The organism is Pseudomonas sp. TH04, assembly GCF_016651355.1.
Classification (GTDB): Bacteria; Pseudomonadota; Gammaproteobacteria; order Pseudomonadales; family Pseudomonadaceae; genus Aquipseudomonas; species Aquipseudomonas fluorescens.
Genome location: NZ_JAEKEA010000001.1, coordinates 6,252,863 through 6,269,627 on the forward strand (window position 1 = coordinate 6,252,863; position 16,765 = coordinate 6,269,627).

General features: G+C 63.4%; 7 protein-coding genes. 4 read left to right on the forward strand and 3 right to left on the reverse strand.

The features are described from left to right. Nucleotides 1–29: 29 nt before the first annotated feature. Complete coding sequence (locus JFT85_RS28310) at nucleotides 30–602, forward strand: DUF2239 family protein (RefSeq protein ID WP_201230842.1); 573 nt, start codon at nucleotides 30–32, stop codon at nucleotides 600–602. Nucleotides 603–627: 25 nt separating this feature from the next. Next, nucleotides 628–1,983, forward strand: a complete 1,356-nt coding sequence (locus tag JFT85_RS28315; RefSeq protein WP_053256598.1) for an MATE family efflux transporter — start codon at nucleotides 628–630, stop codon at nucleotides 1,981–1,983. On the opposite strand, the gene JFT85_RS28320 is transcribed toward JFT85_RS28315, so the two are convergent. After that, nucleotides 1,967–2,560 (reverse strand): TetR/AcrR family transcriptional regulator, encoded by a 594-nt coding sequence (locus tag JFT85_RS28320; protein ID WP_069552688.1) that lies wholly within the window; start codon nucleotides 2,558–2,560, stop codon nucleotides 1,967–1,969. The genes JFT85_RS28315 and JFT85_RS28320 overlap by 17 nt on opposite strands. A gap of 142 nt (nucleotides 2,561–2,702) precedes the next feature. Here JFT85_RS28320 and JFT85_RS28325 point away from each other — a divergent pair, with 142 nt between their 5' ends. Beyond that, nucleotides 2,703–3,893 carry an MFS transporter gene (locus JFT85_RS28325; RefSeq protein WP_201230843.1) on the forward strand — a complete coding sequence of 397 codons (1,191 nt, stop codon included), beginning with the start codon at nucleotides 2,703–2,705 and terminating at the stop codon, nucleotides 3,891–3,893. Here the strand turns inward: JFT85_RS28325 and JFT85_RS28330 are convergent. Both JFT85_RS28330 and JFT85_RS28335 read right to left on the reverse strand, forming a co-directional pair. Further along, a complete protein-coding gene (locus tag JFT85_RS28330; protein ID WP_201230844.1) occupies nucleotides 3,876–4,241 on the reverse strand; it encodes a toxin-antitoxin system HicB family antitoxin in 366 nt (121 codons plus the stop codon). The two genes, JFT85_RS28325 and JFT85_RS28330, sit on opposite strands and share 18 nt — an antisense overlap. Continuing rightward, on the reverse strand, nucleotides 4,238–4,489 hold the full coding sequence (locus tag JFT85_RS28335) for a type II toxin-antitoxin system HicA family toxin (protein ID WP_053256594.1): 252 nt from the start codon (nucleotides 4,487–4,489) through the stop codon (nucleotides 4,238–4,240). The genes JFT85_RS28330 and JFT85_RS28335 overlap by 4 nt, the downstream gene beginning before the upstream one ends. Before the next feature lie 208 nt (nucleotides 4,490–4,697). On the opposite strand from JFT85_RS28335, the gene JFT85_RS28340 reads away from it, so the two are divergent. Continuing rightward, a partial coding sequence (locus JFT85_RS28340; RefSeq protein WP_201230845.1) for a non-ribosomal peptide synthase/polyketide synthase occupies nucleotides 4,698–16,765 on the forward strand: 12,068 nt, incomplete at its 3' end.

The following is a 16,765-nucleotide window of genomic DNA, read 5'->3' on the forward strand; positions in this document are numbered from 1 at the left end:
TAAAACAAATAACACCCGGATAATAATTGATGTCGACGCAAAACACTCCCCGTTTCACCGCCTTTTTCCGCCAGCAGCGCGTGGCCACCGGTAGTTATCCCGAGGTGGCGACTGTTTTGGCAGGCCTTGATCTGCCGATGGGCAGCTTCCTGGTGTTCGACGACGCTACCGGCACCCAGGTCGATTACCCGTGGCCACTCGATTACGCGCCAGAGCAACCGGCCCAGGCTGAAACCGATGACGAGCCGCCCACCGCCCCCTCGGTCGGTCGCCCAAAGCTGGGCGTGGTCGCGCGGGAGGTCACTTTGCTGCCTCGCCATTGGGCGTGGCTGGGCGAGCAACGCGGTGGCGCTTCAGCGGCCTTACGCCGGTTGGTGGATGAGGCGCGCACCGCCAGCGCCTCCCGTGATCAACTGCGCCAGGCCAAAGAGGCCAGCTACCGTTTCATGAGCGCCATCGGCGGCAACTTGCCGGGTTTTGAAGACGCTTCACGCGCGCTGTTCGCTGAGGATGCGGCCGACTTTTCGCGCAAGGTCGCGCATTGGCCGGTAGACGTGCAGACTTACCTGGCCTGGCTGTCGCGCAATGCTTTCCCCGTCTAACAATAATTCCGGGACTCGAACCACCATGCAAGTTACTCAACAACGGCCGCTGTGGCAGATCTACCTGATTTTTCTGGCACCGATGGTGCTGTCCAACTTTCTGCAAAGCTTCTCCGGCACCCTCAACGGCATCTATGTTGGGCAAATGCTGGGCACCCAGGCGTTGGCGGCGGTGTCGGGAATGTTCCCCATCGTGTTTTTCTTTATTGCCTTGGTGATAGGCCTCGGGGCAGGGGCTTCGGTGCTGATCGGCCAGGCGTGGGGCGCCCAGGAAACGGGGCTGGTCAAGGTGATTACCGGTGCAACCCTGACACTCGGAGCGCTGGTGGGGTTGATCGCGGCAGTTCTCGGGAGTTTGTTCGCGCGCCCGGCATTGCAGGCGTTAGGGACACCGGTCGACGTACTCGACGATGCGGTGGGGTATGCCCAGGCAATGATGCTGATCATGCCGCTGCTGTTGGTCTTCATCCTCTACACCCAGCTACTGCGCGGCGTCAGCGACACGATTTCACCGCTGCTGGCGCTGATGGTCTCGACCCTGGTCGGCCTGCTGCTGACGCCGGCGCTGATTCGCGGCTGGATCGGCCTGCCGCCCATGGGCATCCAGAGTGCGGTGTATGCGGGCCTGGTCGGTAATGCCTTGGCCATGCTGTTTCTGATCCTGCGCCTGCGCCATAAACACCATGTGATGGCGCCGGACCGTGAACTGTTTGCGGCATTGCGCCTGGACCGGGTCATCCTCGGCAAAGTCCTGCGTATCGGCTTACCGACCGGTTTACAGATGGTGGTGCTGTCGCTGTCGGAGCTGGTCATTCTGGCCTTGGTCAACAGTCATGGCTCCCAGGCTACAGCGGCCTATGGTGCGGTGACGCAGATCGTCAACTATGTGCAATTCCCGGCGCTGTCGATTGCCATAACGGCATCGATCCTCGGCGCACAGGCGATTGGCGCCGGGCGCCTGGAGCGCATCGGGCCGATCCTGCGCACCGGGTTGTTGATCAACATTTGCCTCACCGGCGGCCTGATTCTGCTCGGTTACCTGCTGTCGCACTGGCTGCTGGGCCTGTTCATCACTGACGACGCAGCGCGGATCAAGGCTGAGCACTTGCTGCATATCATGCTGTGGAGCGTTCTGGTGTTTGGGTTCCAGGCCGTGATCGGCGGGATCATGCGCGCCAGCGGCGTGGTGTTGATGCCGGTCGCGATTTCGATCTTTTGCGTACTCTGCGTGGAGCTGCCGATGGCGTACCTGTTCAATGCGCACTTCGGACTCGAAGGGGTATGGATGGCGTTTCCGGTGACGTATCTGGCGATGCTCGTGCTGCAGACCGCCTATTATCGGCTGGTATGGCGGCACAAGCAGATCAAACGGTTGGTCTGATCGGCTGCCTCAGGCCTTGCAGCAAAAGCTCCAGGCCCAGCAGGCCTTCTTCCAGGCGTTCGCCCGGGTGTTCATCGCGGGCGATCCACAACGCGGTATTGACCAGGCTGCCATTGATCAATTGAGCCAGCGCGACGCTGGGGGCTTGCAGGATGGCACCGGTCTGCATCAACGCCTCCAGCAATTGGCGCAACGACTCCACACAATGGTGTTGGGACCCGGTGTCGCCTAATACGGCGGGCGCATCCTGCAACACAATGCGTTGGATCTCGCCCTCCTGGGCCATGCGCAGATAGGCTTGGCAGCGATCACAAAAACCGCGCCAGGGGTCCTGGGCCTGTTCGGTGATGTGCTGCAAGCGTGCGTCCATCTCACTGTCGAGTTGCGCGACCACCGCGGCCAACACACCTTTCTTGTCACCGAAGTGGTGGTACAACGCGCCGCGAGTCAGGCCGGCGCGCGCGGTAAAATCATCCATCGACGTGTTGGCGTACCCTTGCGTGGCGAAGGCCTCGCGGGCACTGGCGATCAGCCGGGCGCGGGTTTCTTCGATCATTTCGGTACGGGCTCGGCTCATCGATAAGGCTCGCCTTGGGCTGTTGAGTGATTGACATACGCTGCGTATGTTACGCATGCTCTGCCACATACGCACCGTATGTATTTTGCCTCGATCACTGCAGATAGCAAGTTTGAAGGCGCAAAGGAAGAGGTTAAGCAGGATGGCAAATCCCTATGCCGAGTTATTCCAGGTCCCAGGTAGCAGGGCTTTTGTCTTGGCGGGCATGCTGGCGCGCATGCCGATATCGATGACCGGTATCGGCCTGATTACCATGCTTTCGCAAGTACAGGGTGGCTATGGCCTGGCGGGCGCGGTGGCGGCGGTGTTCGCCCTGGCAACGGCGTTTTGCGCGCCGCAGGTGTCGCGGCTGGTAGACCGGCACAGCCAGGGCAAGGTACTGCCGATCGCCGCAATTATCGGTGGCGGGGCGTTGTTGCTGTTGTTGCTGTGCACGCGCTTGCAGGCGCCGAACTGGACCTTGTTCCTGTTCGCCGCCCTGGCCGGCTGTATGCCGAACATGTCGGCCATGGTGCGGGCACGTTGGACCGCGTTGTTGCGCGGTCAGCCGAGGCTGCAAACCGCGTTTGCCCTGGAGTCGGTGCTGGATGAGGTGTGCTTTATCATCGGCCCGCCGATCTCGGTAGGCCTGTGTGTCGTGCTTTTTCCGGAGGCCGGGCCGTTGGCCGCAGCCGTGTTGCTGGCCGTGGGGGTCACGACCTTCGTGCTGCAACGCGCGACAGAACCCCCTGTGCATGCGCACACCACGCATCACGGCGGTTGGCTGATCGCTTCGCCTTCGGTGCTGATCCTGATGATCCTGCTGCTGGCCATGGGCGTGATCGTCGGCGTCGTGGACGTAGTCAGCGTGGCGTTCGCCCAGCACCAGGGCCAACCGGCGGCGGCAAGCATCGTGCTGTCGGTATATGCCGTCGGTTCGTGTCTGGCGGGCTTGGCATTTGGCACCCTCAAGCTCAAGGCGCCGTTGCCCCGCCAGTTTCTGTTCTGCGGCGTGGCAACCGCGTTGACCACTTTACCGTTACTGCTGGTGACCAATATCACCGGGTTGGCGGTAGCGATCTTTGTTTCCGGTTTGTTCTTCGCCCCGACCTTGATCGTCTCCATGGCCCTGGTTGAGCAGGTCGTGCCACCCAGCCGCCTGACCGAAGGCATGACCTGGCTGATCACCGGCCTGAGCATCGGCGTGGCCATTGGCGCTGCCAGCTCCGGTTGGATGATTGATCATTTCGGCGCTACCAGCGGGTTTTGGGTGGCGTTGGCGGCCGGTGCAATTGTGTTGGGCGCCGCTGCGCTGGGGTATCGGCGGTTGGGACCGTCAACCGAGCACCGATAGCGGTTCTGCGCAGTGATGTTGCAAAAACTCATTCAACGCCTGGCGTGTCAGGTCATTGAGCGTGACTTTTTTACGTGTGGCCGCCAGTGCCGCTGCCAAGTGCAGGTCATGGCCGACCCGTACGTTGAATGAGCCCTTGCAAGGCTTCTCTGGCGTTTGCCCCAGCGCGTGGCATGTCGCGAGGTAGTCATCGACGGCCTCACGGAACGCAGCGTCCAACTCTGCGACGGTTTTCCCTTCGTAACTGACCAGCGCCTTGATAAACAGAATCTTGCCGAACAGGCAGTTGTCTTCGAGGCTGGCTTCGATAGAGCCGAAGTAGCCGTTGTATTTCAGTTGGTTGTTCACTGAATCAGTTCTCCTGATTTCAATTGTTCGATGATCTGGCGCCGAATGTAGTGTTTCAGTTCGTTGCCGGGGTGAGGCTTGTGCAAGCTGATCATTGCACTGGGGTCGCCGATGTCGAACTTGACGCGGCTTCCAGCCCCTTCAATCTGTGTGTAGCCCAAGCGATGCAGCAGCGTTACGAGCTCTGGCCAGGTAAAGGCCATGTGCTCGTTGAGCAGTTTGGCGAGCAGCTTTTCATTTTTTGACACGGCGATCCCTGCGTGTAACTAAATGTAGTTGCAAAAAGTGGTGTCCGTCAATGCTAGCTCGGTTTTGTGTCGCTTTAGCAGGATTGATGTAACCCCTGATGACACCTCGCTCCACGCCCCCCACCCCCGCTAATTTTTCCCCGCCCGGTTCGTTTTATAGGGACGACGTGCCTTTGTGCTTCCTGCCTATTGCTCCGGACTCCAAGAAATGAATGCTGAAGACTCCTTGAAACTTGCTCGCCGGTTTATCGGGTTGCCCCTGGAAAAACGCCAGGTTTTCCTGCAAGCCCTGCAGAAAGAAGGCGTGGATTTTTCCCGGTTTCCGATACCGGCTGGGGTGGCAGTGGAGGATCGCCAGGCGCTGTCCTACGCGCAGCAGCGCATGTGGTTTCTGTGGCAACTGGACCCGGCCAGCGCTGCCTACAACTTGCCCGGGGCCGTGCGGCTAAAGGGTGAACTCAACCTGGGGGCGCTGGAGCAAGCGTTCGCCAGCCTGGTGGCGCGGCATGAAACCTTGCGCACGGTGTTCCAGCGCCAGGCCGATGGGCGCCTGGCTCAGGTGGCGATAACGCCGTCGCTGGCCGTCGAACCTCTGGACTTCAGCAGCCTGGCCGCCGATCAGCGCGAGCAGGCCGTCAACGAGGCGGCAACGCGTCAATCGCTGCTGCCCTTCGATCTGGAGCACGGTCCGCTGCTGCGTGTGCAATTGCTCAAGCTCGACGCGCAGGAACACGTGCTGCTGCTGACCCTGCACCACATCGTCTCCGACGGTTGGTCGATGAATGTACTGATCGACGAATTCATCCGTTGCTATGACGCCCACGCGCGCAATGAGGCGCCGCAATTGCCGGCGTTGCCGATCCAGTACAGCGACTATGCGCTGTGGCAGCGTCGCTGGCTGGAGGCAGGCGAGCAGGCGCGTCAGCTGGAATACTGGCAGGCGCGTCTTGGTGATGAACATCCGGTGCTGGAGTTGCCGACGGACCGCTCGCGCCCGGCGATGCCCAGCTACCAGGGCACGCGGCATAATTTCGCGATCGACGCGGGCCTGGCTGCGCAACTGCGCAGCTGCGCGCAACAGCATAACGTCACCCTGTTCATGCTGCTGCTGGGCGCCTTCAATGTGCTGTTGCATCGCTACACCGGGCAGAGCGACATACGGGTTGGCGTGCCGATTGCCAACCGTAACCGCAGTGAAGTCGAAGGGCTGATCGGTTTCTTCGTCAACACCCAGGTGCTGCGCACGCAGCTGACCGGGCAGACCCGTGTTGCCCACTTATTGCAAAGCATCAAGGCGCACGCGCTGGGCGCGCAGGACCATCAGGAGCTGCCATTCGAGCGCCTGGTGGAAGCGCTGAAAGTCGAGCGCAGCCTCAGCCATACGCCGCTGTTCCAGGTGATGTACAACCATCAGCCGGTGGTCGCGGACATCGCTTCAGTGCGTACCGCTTCCGGCCTGGAGCTGGCACTTGTGGAGTGGCAGGGCCGTACCACGCAGTTCGACCTGACCCTCGACACTTATGAAAAATCCGGCACCCTGCACGCCGCGCTGACCTACGCGAACGACCTGTTCGACGCACCCTCCATTGCGCGCATGGCCCGGCACTGGATCAGCCTGTTGCAGGCCATGGTGGCCGACGGTGAACAACGTATCGGCGAGCTGCCGATGCTGGATGGCGATGAGCGGCACAGGTTGGTGCATCACTGGAACCAGACCGCTGAGACGTACCCGACCGACGTGGGTATTCATCAACTGATCGAAGACCAGGTGCAGCGTACTCCGCACGCGCCAGCGTTGGTCTTTGGCGCCACCACGTTGACCTACGCCCAGCTCGACGGCCGCGCCAACCAGTTGGCCCATGCCTTGCGTGAGCGGGGGGTTGGCCCGGACGTGCTGGTGGGGGTTTGCGTCGAGCGTTCCGTTGAAATGGTGGTGGGCTTGCTTGCGATCCTCAAGGCGGGTGGCGCCTACGTGCCGCTGGACCCGGAATACCCGCCGGAACGCCTCGCCTATATGATCGAAGACAGCGGCATCACGCTGCTGCTCAGCCAGCACAGCCTGTTGGCGGTGCTGCCCGCTGCAGGCCTCCAGGTGATTGCCCTGGACCAAGCGCCGGGCTGGCTCGAGGGCTACAGCCTCGAATCGCCCACCGTGGATAGCCACGCGCTCAACCTGGCCTACGTGATCTACACCTCCGGCTCCACCGGCAAACCCAAGGGGGCCGGCAACAGCCATCGCGGTTTGGTCAACCGCCTGTGCTGGATGCAACAGGCCTATGGCCTGAATGCCAGCGACGCGGTCCTGCAGAAGACCCCGTTCAGCTTTGACGTCTCGGTCTGGGAATTCTTCTGGCCGCTGATGACGGGTGCGCGCCTGGTCGTCGCTGCGCCTGGCGAACATCGCGAACCGGCGCGCCTGATCGACACCATTGGCCGTCACGGCATCACCACCGTGCATTTTGTGCCGTCGATGCTCCAGGCGTTTATCCACGAGCCAGACGTACATGCCTGCACCTGCCTCAAACGTATCGTATGCAGTGGCGAAGCCTTGCCGCTGGATGCGCAAGTGCAGGTGTTCGCCAAGCTGCCAAACGCCGGCTTGTTCAACCTCTATGGCCCCACCGAAGCCGCCATCGACGTCACCCACTGGACCTGTGTCGACGAAGGTGCCGACAGCGTGCCCATCGGCCGCCCGATCGCCAACCTCGCCACCTATGTGCTCGACGCCGAGCTCAACCCGGTGCCCGCCGGTGTGTCCGGCGAGCTGTACCTGGGTGGCACTGGCCTGGCGCGCAGTTATCACCGCCGCGCGGCGCTGACGTCCGAGCGTTTTGTGCCGAGCCCGTTCGTCAACGGTGAGCGTCTTTACCGCAGTGGCGACCGCGTGCGTCAACGAGCCGATGGGGTGATCGAATACCTCGGCCGTCTTGATCATCAGGTCAAGCTGCGCGGCTTGCGTATCGAGTTGGGCGAAATTGAAACACGCTTGATCCAGCATCCCTCGGTGCGTGAGGCGGTGGTGCTGGTGCCGGGCGGTAAACAATTGGTGGCTTACCTGGTACTCGAGAACGAACAACCCGCGGACCTCAAGGCCTGGCTGCTCAGCAGTTTGCCGGAGTACATGGTGCCGTCGCACTTCGTGCCCCTGGCCAAACTGCCGGTGACCGCCAACGGCAAGCTCGACCGCAAAGCGCTGCCGCTGCCGGAGGCTGCCCCGCAGCAAGCGTTTGTCGCCCCTGAGAACGCACTGCAAAAAGCCCTGTCGGCCATCTGGCGCGATGTGCTCGGTGTGCCGCAAGTCGGCCTGGATGACAACTTCTTTGAGCTGGGTGGCGATTCGATCATCTCCATCCAGGTGGTCAGCCGCGCCCGGCAAGCGGGGGTTCGCCTCAGCCCGCGCGACCTGTTTCAGTACCAGAGCGTGCGCAGCCTGGCGCTGGTGGCGAGCTTTGAACAGGCGAGCGTTATCGATCAAGGCCCGGTGACCGGCGAAGTGCTCCTGACCCCCGTGCAGCACAGCTTTTTCGCCCAGGCAATCCCGGCCCGCCACCATTGGAACCAGTCATTGCTGCTCACCCCGCGCGAGGCGCTGGAGCCTGCTCGGCTGGATGCAGCCCTGGCGCAACTGGTCAACCATCACGATGCGTTGCGCCTGCGGTTTACGCAGCACGCCGATGGCTGGCAACAAGCCCACGGCGCTCCGAGCACGCAATCAGCAGTGTGGCAAGCCAACCTCAGCACCGACGCTGAACTGGCTGCGCTGTGTGATGAAGCCCAGCGCAGCCTGGACCTGGAGCAAGGCCCGCTGTTGCGCGCAGCCCTGGTGCAGATGGCCGATGGCACCCAGCGCCTGCTGCTGGTGGTCCATCACCTGGCAGTCGACGGCGTGTCCTGGCGCATCCTGCTCGAAGACCTGCAACAGGCTTATCGCCAAGCTGCATTGCCGGCCAAGACCAGCAGCTACCAACAGTGGGCGCAGCAGTTGCAGGCCCATGCGCGTACCCTCCAGGGCCAACTGCCGTTTTGGCAGGCGCAGGCCTGCGAGGCTGAGCTGCCGTGCGACAACCCTCAAGGTGGCCTGCAAAATCGCCTCGGCGCCACGCTCGAAACCCGCCTTGATGCCGAACAGACTCGCCAACTGCTGCAGGATGCACCGGCGGCCTATCGCACCCAGGTCAACGACCTGTTACTGACCGCATTAGTGCGGGTGATCAGCCGTTGGAGCGGCCAGGCCGGCGCATTGATCCAGCTCGAAGGCCATGGTCGCGAAGACCTGTTCGACACCCTCGACCTGAGCCGCACTGTCGGTTGGTTTACCAGTTTGTTCCCTGTGCGTTTGCAGGCCGATGGCGATCTGTCGAGCGCGATCAAGTCGATCAAGGAGCAACTGCGTGCGGTCCCGGACAAGGGCGTGGGCTACGGCCTGCTGCGCTACCTGGGCGACGCGCAATCGCGCGACACCTTGGCAGGCCTGGCCGCGCCGCGTATCACCTTCAACTACCTGGGGCAGTTCGACCGCCAGTTCAATGACTCGGCACTGTTCGTACCGGCCGCGCAAAGCAGCGGCCAGGCTCAGGACCCGGAAGCGCCGTTGGCCAATTGGCTGACGGTGGAAGGGCAGGTGTACGGCGGGGAGCTGTCCCTGCAATGGGGCTTCAGCCGGGAGATGTTCACGCCGGCGACCATTCAGCATCTGGCGGATGAATACGCGGCGGAACTCAAGGCGTTGATCGAACACTGCTGCGCAACGCCGGCAGGGCAGGTGACGCCCTCGGACTTCGCGCTGGCTCGCCTCACCCAGCAGCAACTGGATGCGCTGCCCGTGGCCGGGCCGGATATCGCTGATCTCTACCCGTTGTCGCCGATGCAGCAGGGCATGCTGTTCCACACGTTGTATGCGCCCGAGGCGCAGGCCTATATCAACCAGCTTCGCCTGGATATTGAGGGCCTCGATCTGCTGACCTTCGGCCGTGCCTGGCAAGCGGCGCTGGACCGGCATGACATCTTGCGCAGCAGCTTCCACTGGCTGGGCCTGGACAGTGCCCATCAGGTGATCCAGCGTCAGGTCGACGTGCAATTGCAAGTGATCGAAGACGTGGCTGCCGACGTCGATGCACTGGCCGATGCCGAGCGCTCACGCGGTTTTGAGTTAAACGCCGCGCCGCTGTTTCGCTTGATGTTGGTACGCGGCGCCGGGTCCGGCTGGCACTTCATCTTCACCAGTCATCACATCCTGATGGACGGCTGGAGTAACGCGCAGTTGCTCGCTGAAGTCATTGCCCACTATGCAGGCCAGGCGTTGCCGGCGCCGCTGGGGCAGTTCCGCGATTACCTGGGCTGGCTGCAACAGCAACCCAGCGGCGAGACCTTCTGGAAACATGCGCTGGCGCCGTTGCAAGCGCCAACCTTGCTGGCCCAAGCCCTGCGCACGCCGGTCGACGGTGTGGGCATGGCTGACTATCAAGTGTCAGTGGGCAACGATTTTACCCAGGCCCTCGGCGAGTTTGCCCGCCACCAAAAAGTTACCCTCAATACCGTGCTGCAAGGGGCCTGGAGCCTGTTGCTGCAACGCTACACCGGCCAGGATTGCGTAGCGTTCGGCGCCACCGTCGCCGGGCGTTCAGCGCCGTTGCCGGGCATTGAACAGCAACTGGGCTTGTTCATTAACACCTTGCCCATCATCAGTGCCGCCTCGCCGGCCCAATCGGCGAGCGCCTGGCTGAGTGAGCTGCAAGCCCTGAACCTCAGCTTGCGCGACCATGAGCATGTGCCGCTCTACGACATCCAGGCGTGGGCCGGTCAGCAAGGCGCGGCGTTGTTCGACACCTTGCTGGTGTTTGAAAACTTCCCGGTGGCCGAAGCACTCAAGCAAGGCGCGCCCGCAGGCCTGACCTTCGGCCGGCTGCACAACCATGAGCGCACTCACTACCCGCTGACCCTGGGCGTCGAGCTGGGGGCCAGCCTGCGTCTGGAATTCAGCTACGATCGCGCCCACTTCAGCCAGCAACAAGTCATCCGGTTGGGCGCTAACCTGCGTCATCTTTTGACGCAACTGGTGGCGGACGCGCACGTACCGCTAGGCAACCTGCAGCTGCTGGACGCCGCCACACAGCAGCAGGTGCTCACACTTATCCAATCGGTCTGCGGCGCCCAGCGTCATCAACGGGTGCACGAGCGCATCGCCGCGCAGGCCCAGGCCACACCCGACGCACTCGCGGTGCAGGCGGGCAGTGAACGGCTGAGCTATGCCCAGCTCAACGCACGCGCCAACCGCCTGGCCCACCGCCTGGTGGAACTCGGCGTCGGGCCGGGCCAACGGGTAGGCCTGGCCAGTCGGCGTGGCCCGCAGTTGATCGTCAGCCTGCTGGCGGTTCTCAAAACCGGCGCGGCCTATGTGCCGCTGGACCCCACATACCCGGCCGAACGCTTGGCCTACATGCTGGCGGACAGTCGCCTCGACCTGTTGCTCAGCCAAACCGGTTTGCTCACCGAACTGGCACTGCCGCAAGGGCTGCTGCGCGTGGCGTTCAGCGCGTCCGGTGAAGAGCTGGACGGCTACCCTGCGACCAATCCAGCCAACTCGGCGGCGGCGGCCGACCTGGCCTACGTGATCTATACCTCCGGGTCTACCGGCCAGCCCAAAGGCGTGGCCATCGACCATGCTGCCCTCGGCCAGTTCTGCGACAGCGCCGAGGCGTACAGCCGCCTGTGTGCCGAAGACCGCGTGCTGCAATTTGCGACGTTCAGCTTCGACGGGTTTGTCGAACAGTGCTACCCGCCGCTGTGTGTGGGCGCCGCCGTGATCATGCGCGGCGATGAGCCGTGGGACGTTGGGCAATTGGCCGAAGAGATCGTTGAGCAGGGCGTGACCCTGGCCGACTTGCCGGCCGCCTACTGGTACCTGCTGGCCAAGGAATGTGCGCTCGACCGCCGCACCTTGGGCAACCTGCGCCAAGTGCATGTGGGCGGCGAGGCCATGTCGGTGGAGGGCGTGCGCGCCTGGCACGCGGCGGGGTTGGGCGAGGTGCGGCTGGTCAACACCTACGGGCCGACCGAGGCAACTGTGGTGTCCAGCGTGCACGAGTGCCAACTGGCGGATGCCAGTGATGCGTTCGGTGTGCCGATTGGTCAGGCGATCGCCGGTCGCTCGCTGTATGTGCTCGACAGCGGGTTCGAGCTGCTGGCCACCGACGGTGTCGGCGAATTGTGCATTGGCGCCGAGGCGGGCCTGGCCCAGCGTTATTTCGACCGTCCGGCATTGACCGCTGAACGCTTCCTGCCGGACCCGTTTTCGCGGGTGCCGGGCGCGCGGCTGTACCGCAGCGGCGACCTCGCGCGTTACAACGAGGCGGGAGCGCTGGAGTACGTCGGGCGTAGCGACCATCAGGTGAAAATTCGCGGCTACCGCATCGAAATGGGCGAAATCGAAGCCTGCCTGCAAGCCTTGCCGCAAGTGCGTGAAGCCGCTGTCATCGCCCAGCCGAGTGCGCTCGGTATGCAATTGGTCGCCTATGCAGTGCCTGCCCATGGGCAGACTCTGGATGCGCAATCGCTGGCGGCAACCCTGCGCCAAGCGCTGCCGGACTACATGGTGCCAAGCCATTGGGTGTTGCTCGCCGCGTTGCCGTTGAACTCTAACGGCAAGCTTGACCGCCGTGCGCTGCCCGCGCCCGACCTGAACCTGCGTCAACAGGCGTATGTGGCGCCACAAAGCCCGCTGCAAAAGCAGCTGGCGACGATCTGGCAAGCGGTGTTGCAGGTCGAGCAGGTGGGCCTCACGGACCACTTCTTCGAACGCGGTGGCCATTCGTTGTTGGCCACCCAGGTGATTTCCCGGGTGCGTCACGCGTTGAAGTGCGAAGTCCCGCTGCGCGCACTCTTTGAGCAACCGACGCTGGAGGCATTCGCCACGCTGTGTTCAGGTGTGCATCAACAGAGCGCGCCACCGCTGGTGGCCCTGGAGCGTGGGCAGCCGATGGCGCTGTCGTTCGCCCAGGAACGCCAATGGTTTTTGTGGCAATTGGACCCTGCCAGCGCGGCGTATCACCTCCCCACGGCCCTGCATCTGCGCGGCGACCTGGATATCCGCGCGCTGGAGCGTGCGTTCCAGGCGCTGGTGTTGCGCCATGAACCTTTGCGCAGCACGTTTGTTGAAGACGCTGAGCAGACCTGGCAGGTGATCCATCCCGCCCTGGCGATGCCTGTCGAGCAGGCGAAGGTAGAGGCCGCGGCGATCCAGCAGTGTGTGGAGCAAGAAATCCAGCGCCCATTCGACCTGCGCAGCGGCCCGCTGATGCGCGTCAAACTGTTGGTGATTGCGCCCGATCACCATGTGCTGGTCATCACGCAACACCACATCATCTCCGACGGTTGGTCGATGCGCGTGATGGTGGATGAGCTGGTGGCGCTGTATCAGGGCCAGGCTCAATTGCCGGCGCTGCCGATCCAGTACGCCGACTATGCCGTGTGGCAACGCAACTGGATGGCGGCAGGTGAAAAACAACGCCAGCTCGATTACTGGCAACAGCGCCTGGGCGATGAGCATCCGCTGCTGGAGCTGCCGCTGGACCACCCGCGCCCGGCGGTGCAGCGTTATCGCGGCGCGCGGCAGCAGGTCCAGCTTGAGCCTGCGCTGGTCAACGACCTCAAGGCGCTGGCCCAGCGCGAGGGCGTGACACTGTTCATGCTCTTGCTGGCCTCGTTCCAGACCCTGCTGCATCGCTACAGCGGCCAGTCCAGGCTGCGCGTCGGCGTGCCGATCGCCAACCGCAACCGCCTTGAAACCGAGCGGCTGATCGGCTTCTTCGTCAATACCCAAGTGCATCAGGCCGACGTCGACGGGCAGATGCTCTTCAGCCAATTGCTCGCTCAGGTCAAGCAGCGCGCCCTGGAAGCGCAGGCCCATCAGGATCTGCCCTTCGAGCAGTTGGTCGAAGCGCTGCAACCGGAACGCAGCCTCAGCCATAACCCGCTGTTCCAAGTGATGTTCAACCACCAGGACACACTGCGTGCCGGCCCTGTGCACTTGCCAGGCCTGGCGTTGCAGCCGCTGGATTGGGCAGGCCACACCACACAGGTTGACTTGAGCCTCGAAACCGAAGAGTCCGCCGAAGGCCTGTGGGCCTCACTGACCTACGCGACCGACCTGTTCGAGCCCGCAACTGTGGAGCGCCTGGCGCAGCATTGGCAGAACCTGTTACGTGCGGTGGTGAGTGACGCCGCGCAAGCGTTGGATGAGCTACCGATGCTCAGCGCGCAGCAATGGCAACAGACCGTACACAGCTGGAACGCCAGCCACGTCGATTACCCGCACACGCGCGGCGTGCACCAGTTGTTCGAGGCCCAAGTACGCGCGCAACCGGACGCGAGTGCGCTGCAATTCAATGGCGACGCCCTCAGCTATCGCGAACTCAACCGCCGCGCCAACCGCCTGGCCCATCGCCTGATTGCGGCGGGCGTCGGCCCTGACGTGCTGGTGGCGGTGCATGTCGAGCGCTCGCTGGACATGGTGGTCGGTCTGTTGGCGACCCTCAAGGCCGGTGGCGCTTATGTGCCGCTCGACCCGCAGTTCCCGGCCGATCGACTGGCCTTCATGCTGGAAGACAGCCGCGCCCAGGTGTTGCTGACCCAACCACACCTGAACGGTCGCCTGGCGCAACCGGACGGTCTGCAGGTGCTGTTGGTGGACGCGGTCGACGCCAGCGGTGCCGAGCATGATCCGCAGGTGACTATCACGCCGGAGCATTTGGCTTACGTGATCTACACCTCCGGCTCCACCGGCAGGCCCAAAGGCGTGATGGTCCGTCATCAGGCGCTGTGCAGCTTTGCCTGCGGCATGGCCGCTAGCCTGGAATTTGGCTCCGACGCGCGGGTGCTGTCGCTGACCACCTTCTCGTTCGACATCTTCGCCCTGGAACTGTACGTGCCGCTGAGCGTCGGCGGTACGGTGCTGCTGAGCGGCCAGGAACTGGCCCTCGACCCGGAGGCGATTATTGATCTGGTGCATAACCAATCCGCCCGCGTGCTGCAAGCCACCCCATCGACCTGGCGCATGTTGCTGGAAAGCCCGCGCGCCCATTGGTTGCAGGGCATCAAGTGCCTGTGTGGCGGCGAAGCGCTGCCGGTTGACCTGGCCCAAGGCCTGCTCGATCTGCAGGGCCCCGTGTGGAATCTCTATGGTCCGACGGAAACCACGATCTGGTCGGCTGCCCATCGTCTGTCAGCGGCGCAGCCTTTTGTCGGGCGACCGATTGCCAACACGTCGTTGTTTATTCTCAACGCCGGGCTAACGCCTTGCCCGCAGGGCGCGGCCGGTGAATTGTTGATCGGCGGCGCGGGCCTGGCGCGTGGTTATCACGAACGGCCAGCGCTGACCGCAGAGCGCTTTGTGCCCAACCCGTATGGTGCACCGGGTGAACGCCTGTACCGCAGCGGCGACCTGGCACGCTATCGCCCCGACGGTGTGGTTGAGTACATCGGCCGGGTCGATCAGCAGGTCAAGGTGCGTGGTTTCCGTATCGAGCTGGGTGAAATCGAGGCGTGCCTGCGTGAGCTCGTGGCGGTGCGTGAAGCTGTGGTGCTGGCCGACAACGACCGCCTGATCGCCTACCTGGTGACCTTCGCCGCCGAACAGCAGGCGAGCTTGCGTGACCAGTACAAGGCGGCATTGCGCGAGCGCCTGCCGGACTACATGGTGCCGGCGCACTTGGTATTCCTTGATAGCCTGCCCTTGACGCCCAATGGCAAGCTCGACCGCAAGGCGCTGCCCAAGCTGGATGCCGGTGTGTTGCAGAAAGCGCCGGTGGCCCCGGTCAGCCAGCGAGAGCAACAGGTCGCGGCCATCTGGGCGCAGGTGCTGGAGCTGCCGCAGGTGGGCCTGGACGATCACTTCTTTGAGCTGGGCGGGCATTCGCTGCTGGCCACGCGAGTGGTGTCGCGGGTACGTCAGGCACTGGCGCTGGAGGTTGCGCTCAAGACCCTGTTCGAACAGCCCGTGCTGGGTGATTTCGTGCGCGCGTTGGGCGCGGCGGGCGTCACGGCGCCGGCGCTGCTCAAGGCCGATCGCACGCAACCCTTGCCACTGTCCTACGCCCAGGAACGCCAGTGGTTCCTCTGGCAACTCGACCCGCAAAGCTCGGCGTACCACATCCCCAGTGCCCTGCGTTTGAAAGGCGCGTTGGACGTGGCGGCGCTGCAACGCAGTTTCGACACGTTGCTGGCGCGCCATGAAAGCCTGCGCACACATGTGCGCCAGGACGCCAGCGGCGCCGTGCAAGTGATCGAAGACCTGGGCCTGATCGAAATCGAACGGGTCGACGCTGATGAGGCCGCGCTCAAGGTGCACATCGCCGAGGCGGTTGCGCAGCCGTTCGACCTGCTGCGCGGGCCGTTGCTACGGGTCAAGTTGTTGCGCCTGGCCGAGGACGATCACGTCGTGGTGCTGGTGCAGCACCACATCGTTTCCGATGGCTGGTCGATGCAGTTAATGGTCGAGGAGTTGGTGCAACTGTACGCAGCCTTCAGCGTCGGCCGCACGCCGCAACTGCCGGCATTGCCGATTCAGTACGCCGACTACGCGCTGTGGCAGCGCAACTGGATGGAAGCCGGCGAGACCGCGCGGCAATTGACCTACTGGCGTGAGCAGTTGGGCGGCGAGCAGCCCGTGCTGGAGTTACCGTTCGATTACCAGCGCCCGGCGTTGCCAAGCCATCGCGGTGCGCGCCTTGGCGTTGAACTGGCAGCTCCGCTGCTGGCCGGCTTGCGCAACCTTGCGAACAAAGCCGGCGTCACCTTGCCGATGGTGTTGCTGGCGGCGTACCAGGTCTTGCTGCATCGCTACAGCGGCCAGGAAGACGTGCGCGTCGGGGTGCCGATCGCCAACCGCAACCGCCTTGAAACCGAGGGGCTGATTGGCTTCTTCGTCAACACTCAGGTGCTCAAGGCCGACCTCAACGGCCAGATGAGCGTGGCGCAACTGTTGCGCCAGGTGCGCCAGCGGTCGTTGGAGGCGCAGGCTCATCAAGACCTGCCGTTCGAGCAACTGGTGGAGGCGTTGCAGCCGGAACGCAGCATGAGCCTGAGCCCCTTGTTCCAAGTGCTGTTCAACCACCGCGTGACCTCGGCGGGCAATCATTTGCAGCGGTTGCCGGGGCTGCAGGTCGAGGTGTTGAGCGGGGATGAAGGCGTTGCTCAGTTCGACCTGGCGCTGGATGTGGAGGAATCCCGCGACGCGCTGCGTGCATCCCTGAGTTACGCCACCGATCTGTTTGCGCACCG